Source organism: Bacteroides sp. BFG-606 (genome assembly GCF_024788145.1).
Lineage (GTDB): Bacteria > Bacteroidota > Bacteroidia > Bacteroidales > Bacteroidaceae > Bacteroides > Bacteroides vicugnae.
This window is the reverse complement of sequence record NZ_JANUIL010000001.1, coordinates 3,281,745-3,305,958: the sequence shown is the minus strand read 5'-3', so window position 1 is coordinate 3,305,958 and position 24,214 is coordinate 3,281,745. Positions and strand designations below refer to the sequence as shown.

Annotated in this window: 17 protein-coding genes; 8 read left to right on the top strand and 9 right to left on the bottom strand. The window is 40.5% G+C overall.

The genetic code is table 11. From position 1 onward, the window contains the following. Positions 1–50 precede the first annotated feature (50 nt). Both NXV01_RS12115 and NXV01_RS12110 read left to right on the top strand, forming a co-directional pair. Positions 51–2,306, top strand: coding sequence for a cation:proton antiporter (locus NXV01_RS12115; protein ID WP_259022543.1), 2,256 nt, complete (start codon positions 51–53; stop codon positions 2,304–2,306). Positions 2,307–2,780: 474 nt separating this feature from the next. Then, positions 2,781–7,655, top strand: a complete 4,875-nt coding sequence (locus tag NXV01_RS12110) for a RecQ family ATP-dependent DNA helicase (protein ID WP_259022542.1) — start codon at positions 2,781–2,783, stop codon at positions 7,653–7,655. Positions 7,656–7,761: 106 nt separating this feature from the next. On the opposite strand, the gene dnaK is transcribed toward NXV01_RS12110, so the two are convergent. After that, positions 7,762–9,675, bottom strand: a complete 1,914-nt coding sequence (gene dnaK / locus NXV01_RS12105) for a molecular chaperone DnaK (RefSeq protein WP_143260363.1) — start codon at positions 9,673–9,675, stop codon at positions 7,762–7,764. Between the two features lie 325 nt (positions 9,676–10,000). Then, the gene (locus NXV01_RS12100; protein ID WP_148364544.1) at positions 10,001–10,789 is read right to left on the bottom strand and encodes an META domain-containing protein; all 789 of its coding nucleotides are present in this window, start codon (positions 10,787–10,789) and stop codon (positions 10,001–10,003) included. 144 nt (positions 10,790–10,933) lie between these two features. On the opposite strand from NXV01_RS12100, the gene NXV01_RS12095 reads away from it, so the two are divergent. The 4 genes from NXV01_RS12095 (at position 10,934) to recA (ending at position 15,053) form a co-directional block, all read left to right on the top strand. Beyond that, a complete protein-coding gene (locus NXV01_RS12095; protein WP_259022541.1) occupies positions 10,934–12,217 on the top strand; it encodes a hypothetical protein in 1,284 nt (427 codons plus the stop codon). A 97-nt stretch (positions 12,218–12,314) separates the two neighbouring features. Beyond that, the gene (locus tag NXV01_RS12090) at positions 12,315–13,508 is read left to right on the top strand and encodes a saccharopine dehydrogenase family protein (protein WP_004302080.1); all 1,194 of its coding nucleotides are present in this window, start codon (positions 12,315–12,317) and stop codon (positions 13,506–13,508) included. 29 nt (positions 13,509–13,537) lie between these two features. After that, positions 13,538–13,993 carry a thioredoxin-dependent thiol peroxidase gene (gene bcp / locus NXV01_RS12085; protein WP_004325328.1) on the top strand — a complete coding sequence of 152 codons (456 nt, stop codon included), beginning with the start codon at positions 13,538–13,540 and terminating at the stop codon, positions 13,991–13,993. Between the two features lie 25 nt (positions 13,994–14,018). Then, positions 14,019–15,053, top strand: a complete 1,035-nt coding sequence (recA, locus tag NXV01_RS12080) for a recombinase RecA (RefSeq protein WP_148364542.1) — start codon at positions 14,019–14,021, stop codon at positions 15,051–15,053. Positions 15,054–15,170: 117 nt separating this feature from the next. On the opposite strand, the gene NXV01_RS12075 is transcribed toward recA, so the two are convergent. From NXV01_RS12075 to NXV01_RS12055, 5 genes are all read right to left on the bottom strand, one after another. Continuing rightward, positions 15,171–16,163 (bottom strand): YeiH family protein, encoded by a 993-nt coding sequence (locus NXV01_RS12075; RefSeq protein ID WP_148364541.1) that lies wholly within the window; start codon positions 16,161–16,163, stop codon positions 15,171–15,173. Between the two features lie 120 nt (positions 16,164–16,283). Continuing rightward, positions 16,284–16,658, bottom strand: coding sequence for a YccF domain-containing protein (locus tag NXV01_RS12070; RefSeq protein WP_148364540.1), 375 nt, complete (start codon positions 16,656–16,658; stop codon positions 16,284–16,286). An 18-nt stretch (positions 16,659–16,676) separates the two neighbouring features. Continuing rightward, positions 16,677–17,108 carry a DUF1810 domain-containing protein gene (locus tag NXV01_RS12065; RefSeq protein ID WP_258979851.1) on the bottom strand — a complete coding sequence of 144 codons (432 nt, stop codon included), beginning with the start codon at positions 17,106–17,108 and terminating at the stop codon, positions 16,677–16,679. Between the two features lie 59 nt (positions 17,109–17,167). Continuing rightward, a complete protein-coding gene (locus NXV01_RS12060) occupies positions 17,168–18,100 on the bottom strand; it encodes a GNAT family N-acetyltransferase (RefSeq protein ID WP_258979848.1) in 933 nt (310 codons plus the stop codon). A gap of 31 nt (positions 18,101–18,131) precedes the next feature. Further along, entirely contained in the window at positions 18,132–18,470 is a 339-nt protein-coding gene (locus tag NXV01_RS12055) for a DsrE family protein (protein ID WP_148364537.1), read from the bottom strand. 429 nt (positions 18,471–18,899) lie between these two features. Here NXV01_RS12055 and NXV01_RS12050 point away from each other — a divergent pair, with 429 nt between their 5' ends. Next, complete coding sequence (locus tag NXV01_RS12050) at positions 18,900–19,544, top strand: HU family DNA-binding protein (RefSeq protein WP_008651318.1); 645 nt, start codon at positions 18,900–18,902, stop codon at positions 19,542–19,544. Positions 19,545–19,758: 214 nt separating this feature from the next. Here NXV01_RS12050 and NXV01_RS12045 read toward each other — a convergent pair whose 3' ends face one another. After that, positions 19,759–20,655, bottom strand: coding sequence for a LysR family transcriptional regulator (locus NXV01_RS12045; protein ID WP_008651317.1), 897 nt, complete (start codon positions 20,653–20,655; stop codon positions 19,759–19,761). A gap of 70 nt (positions 20,656–20,725) precedes the next feature. Further along, the gene (locus NXV01_RS12040; RefSeq protein WP_004305640.1) at positions 20,726–21,313 is read right to left on the bottom strand and encodes a DUF6621 family protein; all 588 of its coding nucleotides are present in this window, start codon (positions 21,311–21,313) and stop codon (positions 20,726–20,728) included. 285 nt (positions 21,314–21,598) lie between these two features. On the opposite strand from NXV01_RS12040, the gene clpB reads away from it, so the two are divergent. Next, positions 21,599–24,187 (top strand): ATP-dependent chaperone ClpB, encoded by a 2,589-nt coding sequence (gene clpB / locus NXV01_RS12035; RefSeq protein WP_259022537.1) that lies wholly within the window; start codon positions 21,599–21,601, stop codon positions 24,185–24,187. Positions 24,188–24,214 lie beyond the last annotated feature (27 nt).

Genomic DNA, 24,214 nt, shown 5'->3' with positions numbered 1-24,214 from the left:
TGGAAACATATTATCTATCAGGAATGTTATAATAAATAAACCCACACCTAATGTCACACTTGCCAACTTTGATTGCCGACCTTGCGCTGATATTAATATCGGCCAGTATCATAACCTTGTTGTTCAAATGGCTAAAACAGCCTTTAGTCTTAGGTTACATTATTGCCGGATTGCTGGCAGGTCCTTATATTAATATTTTCCCTACAGTGGGAGATATTGAGAATATCAATATATGGGCAGAAATAGGTGTTATATTCCTGCTCTTTGCACTCGGATTGGAGTTTAGTTTTAAGAAGCTCATGAATGTAGGTTCCACAGCTTTTATTACGGCTATCACCGAAGTAATCAGTATGTTGCTCATTGGATATTTGGTGGGACAATTATTAGGATGGGGCACCATGAATTCCATTTTCCTGGGGGGAATGTTATCTATGTCATCCACTACAATCATTATCAAAGCCTTCAATGATCTGGAATTGCGTAACCAACGTTTTACCGGTATCGTATTCGGTACTCTGGTAGTGGAAGACCTGATTGCTATCTTAATGATGGTGCTTCTTTCCACAATGGCAGTGAGTCAGGACTTTGTAGGTGAAGATTTACTGATAAGTGTGCTCAAGGTCGTTTTCTTTTTAATCCTGTGGTTTCTCATAGGTATCTTCGTTATTCCGGCTTTTCTCAAAAAAGCAAAGAAGTTGATGAATAACGAGACTCTTCTGATTGTTTCTCTCGGTCTTTGTCTGGGAATGGTAGTATTGGCTACTTACACAGGGTTTTCAACAGCACTGGGAGCATTTATCATGGGATCTATCCTTGCCGAAACTATCGAGGCCGAACACATCGAACATATCATACAACCGGTAAAAGACCTCTTCGGAGCTATCTTTTTCGTTTCGGTCGGTATGCTGGTGAATCCGGCTGTATTGGTAGAATACGCCTGGCCTGTCATCATCATTACACTGGTTACCATTATCGGCAAAGCCATTTTCTCTTCGTTTGGCGTACTCTTATCCGGAGAACCACTGAATACTTCCATCAAATCCGGATTCAGCCTGGCACAAATCGGAGAGTTTGCTTTCATCATTGCCGGACTGGGTGTTTCGCTCAAAGTGCTTGATCCGTTTATTTCACCTATCATTGTGGCTGTATCTGTTATCACCACTTTCACGACTCCTTACTTTATCCGTTTAGCCAATCCTTTTGCCGAATGGTTTTACAAAATATTGCCTACTAAAGTACAGGAGACATTAGATCGTTATGCTTCCGGCAAGAAGACCATGAACCACGATAGTGACTGGAAGAAATTACTAAAAAACATGATTGGGAGAGTTGTTATCTATAGCGTACTGCTCACTGCTATTTGGCTGCTGTCGATACAAATCATTTATCCCGCCATCAGCGAAATGTTTGCTCCTGTCACTGTATGGATCAACCTGGTGATGTGTCTGGGTACTCTTCTACTTATGACTCCTTTTTTATGGGCGCTCATCTCCAACAAATACAACTCTTCGGAATTATTCCTAAAGCTATGGAGAGACGAGAATTACAATCACGGACGCCTGGTTTCCCTAGTTCTGGGACGTGTATCTGTTGCTCTTTTCTTTATCACTAGTGTAGTCATCAGCTACTTTAAACTAAACTGGGGAATAAGTGTGATTATTGCCATAGCCGTGGTAGCATTGATTCTTATTCTTAGGGAAGACCTCACGCAATATTCACGATTGGAAACAAGATTCCTTTCCAATCTTAACCGACGGGAAGAGGTAGCTAAAAAACGGCACCCGCTAAAAACAAGTTTCAATAGCGAATTCAATGATAAAGACCTTGATTTGACATCTATCCTCGTATCGCCTTATTCCGATTACATCGGCAAGTCTTTAGGAGAACTTTCATTCAGGCAAAATTTTGGAGTAAATGTCGTCGCAATCACTCGTGGCGATCTGAACATATATATACCGAAAAGCTCTGAACACATCTATCCGCAGGATAAATTGACAGTAGTTGGTACAGATACGCAATTACAGGAATTCAGAAATAGAATAGAAGATGTAAAAAATACATCAGATATGGATGCAGTGGATAAAAAGATAACTCTCCACTCTTTCACGGTAGACGAAGAATTCCGCTTTTTAAATCAGACCATCGCGCAGTCTCATTTAGGAGAGAAGCATGACAGTATTGTTGTAGCTATTGAACGAAATGACGAACTGATTCCCCTGGATAAAGACACAACTTTCCAATTAGGAGATCTCGTTTGGATTGTGGGCAACCGGGAAAAGATTAGAAAAATACTGTACTTAACGTAATTGGTATCTAAGCCAGAATGAAATACATCTGCTTTACTTATCTAACATTCTATTTACAAAGTGGGGACGTATGAATGGCTTACTTGGTCCTACTGTTGATTTAGCACTGCGCGTTTGTAATTTATTCTGCGAATCAAATACGGCAAACTCCTCATAAGACATTTGTTTACCCAAACTTCTTTCCATTATTTTATCATATATCGCTTTACGGGAAGGAGCATTAAAAAATAAGCTACATTTTCATTACCTGAAAATTTATTCGACAAATCTCCCTAAAAAAAAACGTACAGACTTTTTTTTGAACTTTCCGATATAGAATAATAGTCATTCAAAAATAAAAAGGAAACGGTCATTTTAACAGATTATTCAGTTTTATCCTTACCTTTGTATGTAATATTGGGGTATTATACCCAAACAACAATAAGAAAACGATGCAGATACATAATAAGTTCAAATTATAAAACAATTTATTATATGTCAATATGGAGCAGACTCATAGGAATCAAGAAAACTGAGGATAGAAACAATGTCATCGGTAATAAAATTACATCTGTACCATTTAGTGCCTCAAACTATGCCATAGTAGATGTTGAAGTTGGCTTGAAAGATCATAAAATCCATGATATAGGGGCACTCCTACACAATGGCACGACATTCCATAAAGCTTCCAAAGATGAATTGTTTGATTTTCTTTGTGATATAGACTACATCTGCGGTCACAATATCATTCATCATGATGCCAAATATCTGTTCACAGACAAAACATGCCGCTGGATTTTAGTTGACACACTTTATGTCTCGCCTTTATTGTTCCCGGAACGCCCTTACCACAGGCTTGTGAAAGATGACAAACTGATTAGTGAACAGATGAACAATCCGGTGAACGATTGCAAGAAAGCAAACGTCTTGTTACTGGACGAAATAGCATGCTGGAATTCATTGCCAAAAGAAAAGCGCATACTATTCGCATCGCTACTAAAGGGCAAAAAAGAGTTTGAGGGATTTCTCAGCATAATGAATGCGGAGTATATCAATGAAGGAATACCTGAACTTATAAACAAACTGTATGTAGGAAAGATTTGCCAACATACTGATCTTGACATGTTCATCGAACAATATCCATGCGGATTGGCATACGCATTGGCTCTAATTGATACTACTGATTATCGCTCCATCACTCCCGGATGGGTACTTTACAATTATCCGGAAGTGGAATTTATTGTAAAACTCCTGCGCCACACCAGTTGTCGGGAAGGCTGTGACTACTGCAATACGCAACTGGACGTGCTTCATAACTTAAAAATATTTTTCGGATATGAACGCTTTCGAACATACGAAGGCGAGCCACTGCAAGAACAAGCAGCTCAAGCTGCGGTAAAAGGCAAATCGTTGCTGGCGATATTTCCTACTGGTGGAGGCAAATCACTTACCTTCCAGTTACCAGCACTCATGGCAGGACGTTCTGTGCATGGGCTTACGGTTGTTATCTCCCCCTTGCAGTCACTAATGAAAGACCAAGTAGACAACCTTGCCGATAGAGGCATCACGGATGCCGTGACCATAAATGGAATGTTAGACCCCATCACAAGAGCACTGTCCATACAAAGAGTACAAGACGGAGAAGCCTCACTTTTGTATATATCTCCCGAAATGCTTCGTTCAAAAACTATCGAGAAAATATTGATAGCACGCCATGTTGTAAGATTTGTGATAGACGAAGCGCATTGCTTTTCTTCATGGGGGCAGGATTTCAGGGTTGACTATCTCTACATAGGTAAATTCATCCGGGAATACCAGCAAAAGAAAAAATGCAAGAATCCAATACCCGTATCCTGCTTTACGGCTACGGCAAAACAAAAAGTAGTACAAGACATCTGCGACTATTTCAAACAAACATTGAATTTAGACTTAGAATTATTCGCATCAACAGCCTCAAGAACAAATCTGCGTTATTCCGTCATACATGCCGATAGTGACAATGATAAATATTTAAAGTTAAGAGAACTTGTGGCTGAATCCAATTGTCCGACAATCATTTACGTATCACGTACCAAACGGACTGAAGAACTGGCAACCAAATTGACTCGTGACGGTTATAAGGCACTACCTTTCAATGGTAAAATGGAATCAGATGAAAAAATTGCCAACCAAGACGCATTCATGAATGACCAAGTACACATCATCGTAGCTACGTCTGCATTTGGTATGGGAGTCGACAAAAAAGATGTCGGTCTTGTCGTACATTATGACATTTCCGATTCGCTGGAGAACTACGTTCAAGAAGCAGGTAGAGCCGGTCGTGATCCCAGCCTCAGCGCGCGTTGTTATGTGCTTTATAGTGACAATGATTTGGACAAGCATTTTATACTATTAAACCAAACAAAACTAAGCATCAGTGAAATACAACAGGTATGGAAAGCCATAAAAGACCTTACCAGACAACGTATGAAAGTCAGCTGTTCTGCATTGGAAATTGCCCGGCAGGCAGGATGGGACGATTCGGTATCTGATATTGAAACCCGTGTACGAACAGCATTAGCAGCTTTGGAACAAAGTGGATACTTGATAAGAGGAAATAATGTGCCTCACGTATATGCCACAGGCATCACGGTAAAGAATATGGATGAAGCAAGAAAGCGTATATCAATGTCATTACTCTTCGACCGTGACGAAATAGAAAAGGCAGTCCGAATCATCAAATCATTGATATCCCAAAAACACATTGCCAAAGCCCAAGATTCAGAAGCAGAGTCACGGATTGATTATCTGGCAGACATTTTGGGAATAAGCAAAAGAGAAGTAATATCCGTAGTGGAACGAATGCGACAAGAAGGCATATTGGCAGACAGCAAAGATATATCTGCTTATTTACTGGATGCAGGTGACTCGGAACGAAAGTCGCAAACACTCCTCGAACGTTTTGCAAAACTTGAACAATATATCCTCAGCCATATTCCTGACGAGTCCTTGAGAATATCATGCAAGCAACTGAATGACAATGCAGTAAACAACGGGATCAATACATCCAAAGAAAAAGATATTCGGACACTACTCTATTTCCTCACCGTCAAGGGCTATACCCGCAAAAAAGAGGATGCAGTTCGTAATATAGAAATAAGTCGTCAGGCAGACTTGGAATCAACCATCAAGCGTTTTGAAAAACGATTGGAAATAAGTCGTTTCGCCATAGAATGGCTATACAGGATCGCCTCAGATACGGAAACGGGAAATTCACCCAATAAGGCTATCCAATTTTCTGTAGTAGAACTTCTGAATCAAATAAAATCAAGCCCCCAATCCCTTTTTGGCGGACTTGATGACATTCAATTGGAAGACGTGGAAGAAGCACTTCTGTACTTATCAAAAATCGGTGCGCTAAAACTTGAAGGCGGTTTCTTGGTTCTTTATAACGCCATGAATATCCAAAGAATAAAGGACAACAAATCGAGATACAAGCAGGATGATTACCGGATGCTCAACGAATTCTACAAACAGAAGATTCAGCAAGTACATATTGTGGGCGAATATGCTAATCTGATGGTTAGGGATTACAACACAGCCCTGAGATATGTTCAAGACTATTTCCAAATGGATTACAGGAAGTTTATTACAAAATACTTCAAAGGGGACAGAGTAAGCGAAATACAACGTAACTTGACGCCACAGAAATACAAGCAGTTGTTCGGGCAGCTATCCAAACGTCAAATGGAGATTATTTCCGATAAGGATTCACGTTGCATTGTGGTTGCAGCCGGACCAGGCAGCGGAAAAACACGAGTATTGGTTCACAAACTTGCTTCACTTCTGCTACTTGAAGACGTAAAACACGAGCAACTTCTGATGTTGACATTTTCAAGGGCAGCGGCTACTGAATTCAAACAGAGACTCATGGAATTGATAGGCAATGCAGCCCATTTTATTGAAATAAAGACATTCCACTCCTATTGTTTCGACCTTTTGGGGCGGATAGGAAATCTTGAAGATGCAAAAAGTGTCGTTGCAAAAGCAGCCGAAATGATCTGTCAAGGAGAAGTAGAGCCAAACAAAATAGGCAAGACGGTACTGGTCATAGACGAAGCTCAGGATATGGGAGTCGAAGAATATACACTGTTAAGGGCTTTGATGGCCAACAACGAGGAAATGCGTGTGATAGCAGTGGGAGATGATGACCAAAACATCTATGAATTCCGTGGATCTGATTCCGACTATATGTACCGACTAACACAAGAAAGCGGAAGTAAATTTGTCGAGATGACCGAAAATTACCGCAGTGCACACCATCCGGTGAATTTTGCCAACGGATTCTTGAGAACCATTGATAAAAGAATAAAAAGTACGCCAATTATCTCCATGAGAAAAGAAGAGGGGTGGGTCGAAGTAACACGCCATCAATCAAAGTATATGTATCAGCCGCTCGTTGAAAAATTACTTCAACATAAAGACAAAGGTACTTCGTGTGTACTCACCCAAACAAACGAAGAGGCTGTTATTCTGATGGCTCTTTTGCGGAAACATGGCATAAATAGCAAATTAATACAGTCGATGGACGGTTTGCGCTTCTGGAATATGGCCGAAATAAGGTATCTCTTGCGGTACATAGACAAACGAGCAAAAACGCCTCTAATTCCAGAAGAATTATGGGAGGAAGCCAAACATGCAACCTTTTCTGCTTATGATGGTAGTCTAAGTCTGACATATGTAAAGCGTTGTGTAGAGCAGTTTGAACAAACCAACAAAGCAAAATACCTCTGTGACTTCAAAGAGTTTGTATTTGAATCATCGGTGGAAGACTTTTGTGATGTTTCAGGAGCAGAAGTAGTGGTATCAACCATTCACAAAGCCAAGGGTAGAGAGTTTGACGACGTGTATATACTAGTATCTGATAATTATTCAAAAGATGCCTATCTGATGCGCAAATACTATGTAGGAATAACTCGTGCGAAAAACCGGCTGTTTATACATACGAACGGTGACTGCTTTAATCGTTTAAGTACAGACCGATATTTTGTCGACCAACGACAGTATGACATGCCCGAAGAAATTGTACTACAACTCTCTCATAAAGATGTCTATCTAGGATTCTTCAAAGAACGTAAGCAGGAAGTTTTAGCATTAAGAGGTGGAGATTCTTTGAATTATAATGATTTCTTTTTGTATAGCTCATCAACTAATAAACCTGTAGCAAGGTTATCATTAAAAATGCAAGACACATTATCAGAGTGGGAAGAAAGAGGTTATAAGGTGAAATCCGCATCTGTACGGTTCATTGTAGCATGGAAGCCCAAAGATGCACAAAAAAATGAATCAGAAACAGCCGTTCTTTTAGCAGATTTGGTTCTTTCTTTGTAAGATAACAACCATGAATCCCCAAAATACAAAAGTACAAAAGCGTGCAACTCATTGAGCTGCACGCTTTTTTCTTATTAATTTATTATAAATTAGTTTCTTATCGGAATCATTTGACTTCCTCGAAGTCAGCATCCTGAACATTATCTCCGTGCTTGCTGTTATCTTGCTGGCCGGCACCACCGTTCATATCAGGACCAGCCTGTGCTCCACCTTGTGCACCGCTCTGTGCATACATTTCAGCACTTGCAGCCTGAAAAGCAGTATTGATTTCTGCCATAGCAGTATCAATAGCAGCCAAATCCTGTGCCTTGTGAGCATCTTTCAATTTCTGCAAAGCAGCTTCAATCGGAGCTTTCTTGTCAGCAGGCAACTTATCACCCAATTCCTTCAACTGATTTTCAGTAGAGAAGATTACGCTGTCAGCCTGGTTCAGCTTGTCGATCTTTTCACGTTCTTTCTTATCTGCTTCAGCATTAGCTTCAGCTTCAGCCTTCATCTTTTCGATTTCTTCCTTGCTCAAACCGCTGGATGCTTCGATACGGATAGCCTGTTCTTTACCAGTAGCCTTATCTTTTGCAGATACTTTCAGGATACCGTTGGCATCGATATCGAATGTAACCTCAATTTGAGGAACACCACGGCGAGCCGGAGCAATACCTGTCAAGTTGAACTGACCGATTGATTTGTTCTGCGCAGCCATCGGACGTTCTCCCTGTAATACGTGGATAGTAACTTCCGTCTGGTTATCGGCAGCAGTAGAGAATGTTTCACTCTTGCGAGCCGGGATGGTAGTGTTAGCGTCGATCAACTTAGTCATTACACCACCCAGTGTTTCGATACCCATTGACAACGGAGTAACATCCAACAATACTACACCTTTGATTTCATCTGTCAAAACAGCACCCTGTACAGCAGCACCAATAGCTACCACTTCATCCGGATTCACACCTTTAGAAGGAGTCTTGCCGAAGAAATCTTCTACCAACTTCTGAACAGCCGGAATACGGGAAGAACCACCAACAAGGATTACTTCATCAATATCAGCATTGTTCAAACCTGCATCGCTCATTGCTTTCTTACATGGTTCAAGACAAGCCTGAATCAATTCGTGAGCCAGAGATTCGAATTTTGCACGAGTCAAAGTCTTCACCAAGTGCTTAGGCACACCACCTACCGGCATGATATACGGCAAGTTGATTTCTGTACTTGTAGAAGAAGAAAGCTCAATCTTAGCTTTTTCTGCAGCTTCTTTCAGACGTTGCAAAGCCATCGGATCCTGAGTCAGGTCAGCACCTTCGTCATTCTTGAATTCCTGTACCAACCAGTTGATGATTACCTGGTCGAAGTCATCACCACCCAAGTGAGTATCACCATTTGTAGAAAGTACTTCAAACACACCACCACCAAATTCAAGGATAGAGATATCGAATGTACCACCACCAAGGTCGAATACAGCAATCTTCATATCTTTGTGAGCCTTATCCAGACCGTAAGCAAGAGCAGCGGCTGTCGGTTCGTTTACAATACGTTTTACTTCCAGACCGGCAATCTGTCCGGCTTCTTTAGTAGCCTGACGTTGAGAGTCGGAGAAATATGCAGGAACGGTGATAACTGCTTCTGTCACTTCCTGTCCAAGATAGTCTTCAGCAGTCTTCTTCATCTTCTGAAGAATCATAGCAGAGATTTCCTGCGGAGTGTACAGACGTCCGTCAATGTCAACACGCGGAGTGTTATTGTCACCTTTCACTACTTTATAAGGAACACGAGTCACCTCTTTTTGCACCTGATCCCAAGTTTCACCCATGAAACGTTTGATAGAGAAGATTGTACGTGTAGGATTCGTAATAGCCTGACGTTTTGCAGGATCTCCTACCTTACGTTCACCGCCATCTACGAAAGCGACAACAGAAGGAGTCGTACGTTTACCTTCACTGTTTGCAATTACTACAGGTTCGTTACCTTCAAATACGGCAACACAAGAGTTTGTAGTTCCTAAGTCAATACCAATAATTTTTCCCATGATCGTTATTTTTTATTTATTATTTATTCTATGATTTCTTTTTGTCCGGTTGTTTCTCCGGCTCTTATCAGCGAGCCTCGTCGCGAACGGACGCTTACTAAAAAGCAAACCGTGTGCCAAAAGGAAATTATACGAATGCATGACATAATATCTGCCAAAAAGACAGTTTTAATAAATAGACACTGCTGACATAGTCATATTCAAAGCCAGTCAGCAACTGTTTCTTTAAACAAATGCAGACGGCTCTGGTTCGATGAAAAAAAAAAAATATGCCTGTGTCATCATGTGCGACACAGGCATATCCTATATATAGATAATCTATTTATTACTTTTCCAGCACGATGACCAATGCGCCATTTGCATCATACAAGCCAATGCCACCACCGGACAACACATCGAATGACTTCACCTCATTGATAGCTTTCAGCACCTTACCTTCTGTTTCCATGTCCGGACAAGCCATCATTGTGCTCGCTACTCCCGGGAAAGAAATAGATTTGGCATTACTGGTACTGGTTTCAAAACCGCCATTAATCAGATTACATCCGGCATTGCCATGAATTGTCTTTTTCTTCACATCAAAAGCAATGAAAGGTTGTTTTTCCATTCCGGAAGGAATTGCCTCACCATTCACTTCTTTAATTTTCCATTCTCCATTCAAAACCGAAAGTTTCACATCAGCCTCCTTCTTTTGTAGAACGACAACCGGGCGGTTGGACGAATTGCAAAGATACATTTTGTCTTTACCTGCCTTCTTATATCCTTTTACTTGCGCAAAAGCATTCAATACATTATTTTCAGTAGTCATATCCGGACACATCATCCGGGTACTAGCCATTCCTGTAAGTTCAAGACTTCCCGGCTTCGCATTTACATCGAAGCTACCCATCATCCGATTACAGCCGCTATTGCCGGACACACGACCGGTTGCTGTATCAAAAGCGATAAAAGGAAGGGATTTACTTTCGCCCGGAGTTATTTTCGAGCCATTGACTTCTATGATATTCCATTCACCATTGATAGATGACAGGGGAATTGCCTTCTCAACCGAACGGCACGAAGACATTGCAAGTGCTGCACCAGCAATGCAAATTGAAACAAATACTTTCTTCATATTGTTATAACGTTTAAGTTAAAATCGGGGGCAAAGATATCAAAAGATTGGGAAATAATATCCAATGCAACATAAAATATATACATTTGCCAATAAATATACAACAAACGAACAATTTACATAGTTCACTTAAAGTAAACAAATATGAGAATAATTGTCCTGTCTTTGATTCTATTCTGCTGTGTTACGCCTCCTATCACAGCTCAAAGCGATTATATCGTCACTACTCCTTCCGCACAGGAAATCCCTGTAGGTCAAGAAGAACAGTTTATCAGGAGTAATTTTCCGCTGCTACCGCTGGGCAAATGGACACCCGGAATGAAATTTATGTTCGTTCCATCTCCACGGAGCATGTTCCTTCCCACCCTTTCCAGCTATGACACCGAGAAAGGGGTAGACAACAGCCTGCTGAAACATAAAATACTCACTTTCACAGGAACTGAAGAGAAAGCTCAAAATATCTCCAACGGGACTAACTACTCCACCCGCTTCATCTTCGAATGTGAGGGAGGAAAATATTATTATGAGATAAAGAATATGCGGCTGGAGGAGATCTCCGAAAAAGCTCCCCGTGCCGGCATCAACGGATTGGTTTATCTGAAAGATGTGGATACAGCAAAAGAGCTGTTGGTAGGAAAAACAGTCTATATACAAGCAGAAAGTGTCCGGATAGACGATGCCAACAATTATTCCGGCTACCGGGATATAGCCATTCCCGTCAATACGGAAGCAACGATTACCGCTATCGGAGTCGGCAGTCAGGCATATCCGGCAAAAATCGTATTCAAAGACACACAGGGACATTCTTATTATCTGGAAGTTGCCCTCTCACGAACAAACTCCGGCATGGACCTGAATGATTTTCAAGGAGAAAAGAGAATGAAATATTTCTCAAATGCATTCAGTTTCACCAATAAGAGCCTGGGCACTATCGAAAGCCTGAAAAACAAATATATGGGAATGACAGTTTATCCTAAAAAGGTGCTGCCAGCCAAAAGAATCATATCTTTTGAAAACAAGCAGACCGAATCACGCGTTCACCTGCCCCGATATACAGTTCTGCAAATCAAAGATATTAGATTATCTCCTCCCGGCAGTCTGGCTGTTCTCTCATTAGAAGACAAGGACGGAGCAATCTATGAATTGGAAACCGATCTGAAATATGATGTTATCGTCAGAAATGAAAATTATATCGAAGACTTTTTCGGATTCGAAGATATACATAAAAAATATCCGGGTATCACAGAAAATCGTTGGCAGATTATCTCCCGGGGAGATCTGGAAACGGGCATGAGTACAGTGGAATGTCGTTTATCCATTGGTGATCCGATAGAAATCGAGCTGAAAAAAGACAATCGTTTCGAAACTTGGTTCTACAATGGCAAAACACTGGAATTTGAAAATGGAACCTTGCAGCGTTACAAATAAAAAGGAGTAGCTGCGAATGATTATCTGAAAATAATCACGTATATTTGCAAAGCTAACAATTCCAATATTCTTAATATTTTAATTCGCAATTAACGAAATGGGTAGAGTTCTTATTATTGGTGCGGGCGGTGTTGGCACTGTCGTTGCGCACAAAGTGGCACAAAATGCCGATGTATTTACAGATATCATGATTGCCAGCCGTACGAAAGAGAAATGCGATAAAATCGTCGAGGCAATAGGTAACCCCAATATAAAAACAGCTAAAGTTGATGCAGACAATGTAGATGAGCTGGTAGCCTTATTCAACGATTTCAAACCGGAAATGGTGATTAATGTGGCTCTCCCTTATCAGGATCTGACTATTATGGAAGCTTGTCTGAAAGCTGGAGTGAACTATCTGGACACCGCTAACTACGAGCCGAAGGATGAAGCTCACTTTGAATACAGTTGGCAGTGGGCTTACCACGATCGCTTCAAAGAAGCAGGTCTGACAGCTATTCTCGGTTGCGGATTCGACCCGGGAGTAAGTGGCATCTATACCGCTTATGCAGCTAAACATTATTTTGATGAGATTCAATATCTGGACATTGTAGACTGTAATGCGGGTAACCATCATAAAGCATTTGCTACGAACTTCAATCCGGAAATCAACATCCGCGAAATTACGCAGAACGGACGCTATTATGAAAATGGCAAATGGGTAACTACCGGTCCGCTGGAAATCCATAAAGACCTGACATATCCGAACATCGGTCCCCGTGATTCTTATCTTCTTTATCACGAAGAACTGGAGTCATTGGTGAAACATTACCCGACCATCAAACGTGCACGTTTCTGGATGACTTTCGGACAAGAGTATTTAACTCACTTACGCGTTATCCAAAACATCGGTATGGCACGAATCGACGAAGTTGATTACAACGGAGTGAAGATTGTGCCGCTGCAATTCTTGAAAGCTGTATTGCCTAACCCGCAGGATTTAGGAGAAAACTACGAAGGAGAAACCTCTATCGGTTGTCGTATCCGCGGTTTGAAAGATGGCAAGGAACGTACTTATTATGTATACAACAACTGCAGCCATCAGGAAGCTTACCGGGAAACTGGTATGCAAGGAGTGAGCTACACCACCGGAGTTCCGGCAATGATCGGAGCCATGATGTTCTTCAAAGGTGAGTGGAAACGCCCGGGTGTAAACAACGTAGAAGAGTTCAATCCGGATCCGTTTATGGAACAACTCAATAAGCAAGGTCTTCCCTGGCATGAAGAGTTCGACAAAAATCTGGAATTATAAGAGTAGACCTGTTCATTAAAAAGATAGTTATGATAAACGTAGGAGATAAAGCACCGGAAATCTTAGGCATCAATGAAAAAGGCGAAGAAATCCGTTTAAGTGCTTATAAAGGAAAAAAGATTGTGTTGTACTTCTACCCGAAGGACAGTACATCGGGTTGCACCGCACAAGCGTGTAATCTACGCGACAACTATTCCGAACTACGTAAAGCCGGCTATGAAGTAATCGGTGTCAGCGTAGACAATGAAAAGTCGCACCAGAAATTTATCGAAAAGAACAATCTTCCTTTTACCCTGATTGCCGACACTGACAAAAAGTTAGTGGAAGAGTTTGGCGTATGGGGAGAAAAGAAACTGTACGGACGTGCTTACATGGGTACTTTCCGCACTACTTTCCTGATTAATGAAGAGGGAATCGTAGAACGGATTATCACTCCAAAAGAAGTGAAGACCAAGGAACATGCCTCACAGATTTTAAATCAATAACTCCATTAATTATATTAGATAAGGTATGGCAAAGAAAGATGAACTTAATTTTGAAACAGATAATAAAATGGCATCAAGCGAAAAACTAAAAGCCTTACAGGCTGCCATGGAAAAGATAGAAAAGAGCTTCGGTAAAGGTTCTATCATGAAAATGGGTGATAATAGTGTTGAACAAGTAGAAGTGATCCCGACAGGTTCTATTGCCTTGAACGTGGCACTTGGCGTTGGAGGTTACCCAAGAGGTAGAATTATCGAAATCTATGGCCCGGAATCATCCGGTAAAACGACATTGGCTATTCATGCCATTGCTGAAGCGCAGAAGGCTGGCGGTATCGCTGCTTTCATTGATGCCGAACACGCTTTCGACCGTTTCTATGCATCTAAGCTGGGAGTGAACATTGATGATCTTTATATCTCTCAACCGGACAATGGAGAACAGGCTTTGGAAATTGCAGAACAACTGATCCGTTCTTCTGCTATCGACATCATCGTTATCGACTCTGTAGCCGCACTGACTCCTAAAGCGGAAATCGAAGGTGACATGGGTGACAATAAGGTAGGTCTTCAGGCACGTTTGATGTCTCAGGCACTTCGTAAGCTGACAGCTGCAGTAAGTAAGACACGTACGACTTGCATTTTCATTAACCAGTTGCGTGAAAAGATCGGTGTTATGTTCGGTAACCCGGAAACAACTACCGGTGGTAACGCTTTGAAGTTTTATGCTTCTGTACGTTTGGATATCCGTGGCAGCCAACCCATCAAAGATGGTGAAGAGATTCTTGGTAAACTGACCAAAGTGAAAGTAGTGAAAAACAAAGTAGCGCCTCCTTTCCGCAAAGCTGAATTTGACATCATGTTCGGTGAAGGTATCTCCCACTCCGGAGAAATCATCGACTTGGGTGCTGACTTAGGGATCATCAAGAAGAGCGGTTCATGGTATAGTTACAACGACACCAAGCTAGGACAAGGACGTGATGCTGCTAAACAATGCATTATGGATAATCCTGAACTGGCAGAAGAACTGGAAGGACTGATTTTTGAAGAATTGAAGAAGAAATAATTCGCTTTGAATCTGCTTATCCGTAAACTGAAAGCTAAATAAATAAAGGTGGGAGAAAGTCGTTTACGATCATTCTCCCACCTTTTCTCTTTTATATCATTCTCTCTTTTATCTCTCTTATACAAAATAAATGTATGCCAATGTACTCAAGCTAATAATTACCCAAAGCAATATTCCTTGAATCAGAGGTTTAATTCCAACAGCTTTCAAAACATCAATAGAAAGAGAAGCACCGATAAAGAACATAGTTATCGTCAAAGTCTTACGGGCAATACCGTTGATAGCTGCTCCTAATTGTGGCACTCCATCCAGTAAATAAGTATTTACCACCAATGCCAATACAAAGAAGAGGATAAACCATGGAATACTGATCTTTTGTCCTTTGCTCTTGAATATAAATGAGGTAGCAAAAGCCATCGGGATAATCCAAAGAGCACGGGTCAATTTGATAGTAGTAGCCACTTTCAATGCTTCTTCTCCATAGGCAGCTCCCGCACCTACTACAGAACTGGTATCATGAATGGCAATAGCTGCCCATGTTCCGAACTGTTGTTGATCCATATTCAATGCATGACCAATGGCAGGAAAAATGAAAAGTGCAATAGCGTTCAAGATAAAGATTGTACCTAATGCCACAGACATTTCACTGTCCTTCGCTTTCAACACCGGTCCCACTGCTGCAATAGCACTACCGCCACAGATAGCGGTTCCCGAACTGATAAGATAAGCTGTATTCCGGTCTATTTTAAATAACTTACGTCCGATGAACCAGCCAATCACCAATGTTCCGATTACTGAAATAACCGTAAATTCCATACCTTCCTTACCGGAAGCTAAAGCAGAATGAAGATTCATACCGAATCCCAGTCCTACTACTGAATACTGCAACAGATATTTCGATGTTTTCTTATTAAACTTTGGATGCGCTTGTCCGCAAGTTAATGCAAAAATAAGTCCGAGGAACAAAGCAACCGGAGGAGTTACCCAAGCCGACCATGCTTCCAATCCCGGAATATAGTCTAAAAACAGGAAAAAAGTCAGAGTGGAAAGCAGTGCAACATAAATCATTTTATTATTTGACTGCAAAGTTTTTGTAGCTGTTGAAATCATATCTTTTTATCTTTAATTGTTTTCCGGGCGCAAAGGTACGGTAAACAATCAAGACCCGCCAATAGTTTCTAATTATGCATTATAACTTTTAATTATAAGCATACTCTCTCCCAACTACTCTTACACTGTTACAATGTCTTTCCCAAAAGGTGATAATGCCAAAGCTGCCAACTTGAAGTGTTGCAATCCAAAAGGGATTCCGATAATGGTAATGCACAATATAGCCCCGAAAACCAAATGTGACAGACAAATCCAAATGCCACCCAGAAATATCCACAGGATATTCATCAATATATAGAGGCAGCCACCGGAACGGTTCCCACTTCTGACTTCTTTACCGAAAGGCCATAAAGCAAGTCCGGCCAACTTCAATGTTTGCATTCCAAAAGGAATGCCGATAATGGTCAGCATCATCAATAAACTCGAAATGAGGTATTCGACAGCGGTAAAGATACCACCAAGCAACAGCCATAATAGATTCATTAAACAGCCCATATAAATTAGTATTAGTTATTATTCCAATTTTCTTTTTGTTGTCTCATCCACTTTACCCTGATAATAACGGTCGATCACTTGCTGAAACAAATCATCCGAAGCAACTTCATTAAAAAGCGTCATGCATGACAATACTTTCACCGCATCTAACGGACCGAAAACTTCCTGCGCCGTTTTATTTTTCAATTGAAGAAAAACAGACGTTATTTCACGCAGTCTTTCTCCCAAAATTGGATGGGCAAGATATGCTTCAGCCTCTTCTTTGCCGCTAAGACCATAATACTGTGAATTATAACTCATGCCCAATCCTTTCAGTTGAGGAAATATATACCAAATCCAATGGGAATATTTCCGCCCGTTTCTAACTTCTGCAAGGGCTTGTTCATAATCCCCTCGCTGAGCATCTAAAAATCGTTGTAAGTTATAGTCAGTCATAGATACTTCTCGCATTTTTTTAAGTTATCATACTTTCAGGAGATAACAGAATCAAATAAGTGATTTATTTCGAATCACAGCACTTTTTTCAATTCTATTAAAGCCGAGACTTCGTTTTCCTTATTAATGTACTTCTCTATTTCATAGGGTTTATATCCTAATTTAGTATATAACAGAAGCCCATTCGTATTAGTATCAAAGCAAGACAAATGAAGCTCCGATACATTATATTTCTTTTTCCCAATATATTCCATAGTATTTATCAGAAATGTACCAACGCCACGATTACGAAAACAAGGACTTACTATTACATTTCCAATAGCACAATATTGAGATTCTCTTACCTCATAGAAGTTTGCAAACCCTACTACTTCATTATTAAATAAAACAACAGTCGAATCAAATCTATCTTTTATTGTATTCTTTAATTGATCGATTGTTAAAGGAAAATCAGCTTTAGGAAACATAAAAAACAGTTCCTGCTTGTTTCGAGGTAATTTACAAACAGTTTCTAAATCGTCAGACGTAAAATCTCTATAAGTAAGTTTTTCTTTTTCCATAATAATCATGCTGATACCCTCCATTTCTTTTCTACATACAATATTATAACCGACTTTGCTATATAGATGCAAAGTATTGGGTGTCTCTTCGCCCGTAAAAAGAGAGAACTTATGACAGTGAGGAAATAATCGTTCTATTTCAGTCATAAGTTCTCTACCTATGCCTTTATTCTGAAAATCGGGATGCACTATCAATTTACCAATATGACATACTCTATTTTCATCCATACATCCCCTGACAGAACCTACAATCTGTCCATCATCTGATACGTATTTTAGAATAATGCCTGTCTGATACTCATCACAAATCTCATCCTGATTTTGCAACAAAGGGGGAAGATCGAATTTATTCATTCGTTCGGCCACCACCATAAAAGATTTCTTTTGCAAAGATAAAATGTTTACCAAATCATTTTCTTCAGCTTGCATGATATTAGTATGTCCCATTGGTCCACTTTCTAAATTTAATAGCAACAATCTAAATAGTCAGAATCTTTTCTCCATCTTTTATATATTGAGTAAATGGTGCACCCATATATTTAACATCAATGCCTAGATTCTTTATAATCGAAGTTACACCAAATGTTTCACAACAATCTTGACAGGCTTCAATAGTTATACCAGTTTGTATCATTTCCAAAACTTCAGTTTGTACTTGGGTATCATTAGCTACCAACTTCACGGATGCTCCCCAAAGAATAATATTCAGATGCTTCCACCAACCTCTATTAACAGAGTTTATCGCATACATAGAGAGCATATTAAAAATGGTGTCTCTGTTATCAGTGGTCCACAATATATTCAATTTATCATCCATCGCACCTAATTATTTATCAGTTATACTTTATGATTCATAATATCACAAATATACACTTTTCTAAAAACTAACAGAAACATTGCATCCACTTTTTAGGAAATAATATATTAAGCATAAAATCCCGCTATATCCTTTCTCGTTAATCATCTTCATTCCCTCTCAAACTATTAATAGAAAACTTCTTCTTTATTAAGGATAAACTTCTTTTTGTCAAATAGAAAACTTATCTTTGCATAGGAACAAACTATAAATGCAAGCTTTGATTATAAAAATGAAAGCTTTGTTTTTATAAATGCAAGCTTCAATTATAAAAACAAAAGTTGCATTTATAGTTTATAATTAATCAACAAGAACTTTACTATTAGAAGAAAGGAAGTTTGCCTCTAATACAAAAGAACTTATCTATTAACACTTTAAACAATAGATGATATGGCAAGATATATCATAGAGGAGATGCCCGATCTTCAGAAAACAGGCAAAAGAATTACTTATCCTAAATTTGCGCGGATAGATAATGCAAGCATAAAAGAGTTAGCGCAACGAGTTGGTGACGTCAGTGGATTCAGTGCAGGAGACATAGAAGGCGTACTACTTCAAACCGCGATTGAAATGGCGCATCTGATGGCAGAAGGACGTTCAGTAAAAATAGACGGAATAGGAACGTTTACTCCCTCTCTTACCTTAGGCAGAGACAAGGAGCGGGAAGATCCGGAAGAAGGTGGAACTCATCGCAACGCACAAAGTATCTTTATAGGAGGTGTAAACTTTCGGGTAGACCGAGAAATGGTGAGAAATATCAGCGAAAGATGCCAACTGGAAAGAGCACCCTGGAAAAAACAACGCTCCTCTAAAAAATTCACACCGGAACAACGACTGGCATTAGCTTTAAAGTATCTGGACGAACATCCCTTCCTGACTGTTTGGGAATACCGCAAACTAACAGGATTGTTGCAAACAGCAGCAACCAACGAACTAAGACAGTGGGGCCATCAACCGGATTCTGGAATAGAAATCACTGGAAGAGGAGCACACAGGGTATATATAAAGAAAAAAATAGCTGAACAAAGTGAATAACAGTATGAGAAATACCCCGGAAATAGATGAGAAATAACTGTTTTGAGGCCTATTTCACTAAAGAAACTATGAGAAATAGGCTTTCTCAAAACGTTTCTCATTCGGTAATCAACTGGTTATAAAATTATTATATAGTGATTATGAGAATATGAGAAATGAAAATCATTTTTCTGATTCTGGAGACCCTAAGCCTGCACGAGAGAAAAAGACAAACTTACAGGCTTTTACTATGATGTCCGGCGAAACGCATAAATACCTGTGACAATCCTCCCTCCTGCCCTTGCAGTTGTACAAAGTTAAATTCGCGCAGCATCGGCATTCCTTTTATTTCGACTACACGGAGATTACCAGCTACAAGCTCTTTATGCACCGAACGGATAGAAACAATTCCCATACAGTCTGTATGTTCCAAAAAAAGTTTGATACTCTCTGTACTACCAAGATACATCAATACATTTAAAGAAGAAAGTTTGAGATTATGTTGCAATAAGGCACGTTCAAATACATCTAATGTACCGGAACCCCTCTCCCGCAAAACCAAAGGAATATTCAGCAAATCTTCCGGAGTAATCTCATCCGAGACAGCTAACTTACTCTGTGTATGCACCACGGCAACCAGTTCATCTTGCAAAAATGGAGTATATTTCAGATTAGGTAGGCGGAAGATCCCTTCGACCAGTCCCAAATCAATCCGATGCTCTTGCAAGGCAGCTTCCACTCCACGGGAATTTCCATTAATCAAAGAAAGATTAATTTGCGGAAACTTGGCTATAAAGTTCGCCAACAAAGGAGGAAGTACATATTGTGCAATCGTAGTACTGGCTCCCAATTTCAGTTCACCGATATATTCATTATGCAACAGATGCATCTCATATTCCAACTGTTTATAATCGTCCAGGATTTTCTCGCTATGTTTCAGCAGCAATTCTCCGGCCTTAGTCAGTGAGATTTTGCTCCCTTGACGGTCGAACAAACGAGCTTGATAGTAAGTCTCCAGTTCCTGAATATGTTTGGTGATAGCAGGTTGGCTGACAAACAATTCTTGCGAAGCCTTCGTAAAGCTTAGATTCTTCGCTACGCTCTGAAATACTTTTAAACGAAAATCGGACACGGCAATTATGATTAACAGTTAAGAAATCAATGACGAATAATGAATTACAGAAAGAATAAAAACACAATAGTTATTGCAATTCTTCCGCTTTTATCCCCAACGCCTGCATGACAGGGAAAGCCAGCATATCCCATTTATAATCCACCGGAAGTTCCGGCTCATTCATACGGAATTGAATGACCTCTTTGCCTTTCACTTCATGCAAAGCATCAGTCACTTTCTTTCCATACTCCTCATTGAAAGAAATAACGATCATCCTTTTCACGTCTGCCGAATCGGAAACGATAGAGAGTAAATCCAAAAACAAATCTTCTCTTGACACCATTCCTTCCGACGGAACGCTAGCAAAAGAATATTCACCATAAGGACTCTGAAACGCAACTCCATTCAATTCTTCCTGCAAATCGGAAGGTTGGCAATATTGCAATCGACTGGATTCTTTATCATACACAAAAAGAAATTGTACCTCGTTCTTCCCTTCTGTAATCCCTGCATCCAAGGTTATATAGGTAGTCAACATCGAAAGGTCTATCTCTTGTAAAGAACGATGCAAAGTTTCTTCAAAATATCCTTTTATATCCGTTATTACAAAATTCAAAAAAGCAGCGTCAATCAACACCACTGTTTCAGCAAGTTTTATTTGGGGCTTATCACTCATATACCATCTATATTATTACAGCGGATAAAGATACTACAATACTTTTATTTATCCACTTTTCAATATTTATTTTCTTTCATCACAGGCCAAGATTACACAAACAAGCGTATCATGTAGCAAATGATATTTGATAGCAAATTCGTCAGTTACTCCCGGATAAAAAAGGTCATTTTGTCCTTTAACTCCTTAATACTCATGCTATTTTGTCATATTTTTATACTTGGCAAATCTTTTGCGCCCTCTTAGGTGTTATTAAAACGTGAAATAAGAAAGGAGAACAAAGATATGAACTTTAACAATTTTACCATCAAATCTCAAGAAGCGGTACAGGAGGCCGTGAACCTCGTACAAAGCCGGGGGCAACAAGCCATTGAACCTGTCCACATCATGCAGGGAGTAATGAAGGTAGGTGAAAATGTCACTAACTTCATCTTCCAGAAACTTGGCATGAACGGACAGCAGGTAGCTCTCGTTGTCGATAAACAAATCGACTCCCTGCCCAAAGTATCCGGCGGAGAACCGTATCTAAGTCGTGAATCCAACGAAGTATTGCAGAAAGCAACGCAGTATTCTAAAGAAATGGGCGATGAGTTTGTTTCATTAGAACATATCATACTGGCATTGCTGACTGTAAAAAGTACCGTCTCCACTATCTTGAAAGATGCCGGTATGACGGAAAAAGAATTACGCAATGCCATCAGCGAGTTGAGGAAAGGAGAAAAAGTAACGTCACAATCCAGTGAAGACACTTATCAATCATTGGAAAAGTACGCTATCAACCTGAATGAAGCTGCCCGTAGCGGAAAACTGGATCCTGTAATCGGACGTGATGAAGAAATCCGCCGGGTACTCCAGATATTGAGCCGCCGTACAAAAAACAACCCGATTCTAATCGGTGAACCGGGAACTGGTAAGACAGCGATCGTAGAAGGCTTGGCACATCGTATTCTTCGAGGAGATGTACCTGAAAACCTGAAAAACAAACAGGTCTATTCACTGGATATGGGGGCACTGGTTGCCGGTGCAAAGTATAAAGGTGAGTTTGAAGAACGGCTGAAATCAGTTGTCAATGAAGTGAAGAAATCAGAAGGTGATATTATTCTGTTCATTGATGAGATTCATACACTGGTAGGAGCCGGCAAGGGTGAGGGCGCCATGGATGCCGCAAACATTCTAAAACCTGCCTTAGCTCGTGGAGAATTACGTTCCATCGGAGCAACAACCCTCGACGAATATCAAAAATACTTCGAAAAGGACAAAGCTTTGGAGCGTCGTTTCCAAATCGTACAAGTGGATGAACCGGACAACTTGAGTACCATTTCTATCCTTCGTGGACTGAAAGAGCGTTACGAGAACCATCACCATGTACGTATCAAAGATGATGCAATCATTGCAGCCGTCGAATTGAGCAGCCGTTATATCACCGACCGTTTCCTGCCGGACAAAGCCATTGACCTGATGGATGAAGCCGCAGCTAAACTGCGTATGGAGGTAGATTCTGTTCCTGAAGAACTGGATGAAATCTCCCGCAAAATCAAGCAGTTGGAAATCGAACGGGAAGCTATCAAACGTGAAAACGATAAACCGAAACTGGAAATCATCGGTAAGGAGCTTGCCGAACTTAAAGAACAGGAAAAGTCCTTTAAAGCCAAATGGCAGAGTGAAAAAACACTGATGGATAAAATCCAGCAGAATAAGGTTGAAATAGAGAATCTTAAATTTGAAGCAGAAAAAGCAGAACGTGAAGGTGACTATGGTAAAGTAGCCGAAATCCGTTACGGTAAACTTCAGGCTTTGGACAAAGAGATAGAAGATACTCAAAAGCAGCTACGTGATATGCAAGGCGATAAGGCCATGATTAAGGAAGAGGTAGATGCGGAGGACATTGCCGATGTTGTTTCCCGTTGGACAGGTATTCCTGTCAGCAAGATGCTACAAAGTGAGAAAGACAAACTATTGCACCTGGAAGAAGAACTTCATCAACGTGTAATCGGTCAGGATGAAGCGATTGAAGCCGTGGCAGATGCCGTGCGCCGTAGTCGTGCCGGATTACAGGATCCGAAACGTCCGATTGGCTCGTTCATTTTCCTCGGAACCACCGGTGTAGGTAAGACCGAACTGGCGAAGGCATTGGCGGAATTCCTGTTCGATGACGAAACGATGATGACTCGTATCGACATGAGCGAGTATCAGGAAAAGCATAGTGTTTCCCGTTTAGTCGGAGCGCCTCCGGGATACGTAGGATATGATGAAGGCGGTCAGCTGACAGAAGCTATACGTCGGAAACCTTACTCTGTTGTCCTGTTTGACGAAATAGAAAAAGCCCATCCGGATGTTTTCAATATCCTGTTACAGGTATTGGATGACGGACGACTGACTGACAATAAAGGAAGGGTAGTCAACTTCAAGAATACCATCATCATCATGACTTCGAATATGGGTAGTTCTTATATACAAAGTCAGATGGAAAAGTTGCACGGTTCCAATAAGGAAGAAGTGATTGAAGAAACGAAGAAGGAAGTCATGAATATGTTGAAAAAGACGATTCGCCCGGAATTCCTGAACCGTATTGATGAAACGATCATGTTCTTACCATTGAACGAAAAGGAAATCAAGCAGATCGTACTCTTACAAATCAAGGGAGTACAGAAAATGCTTGCCGAAAACGGAGTGGAACTAAAACTCACGGAAGGAGCATTGAACTTCTTATCTCAAGTGGGATATGATCCTGAATTTGGAGCTCGTCCGGTAAAGAGAGCTATTCAACGTTATCTGTTGAACGATTTATCCAAAAAGTTACTTTCCCAGGAAGTCGACCGCAGCAAAGCAATTACCGTTGACGCTGGTGGAGACGGATTGGTATTCAGAAATTAAGAGTTTCCATTTAAATAGAATGCCGGT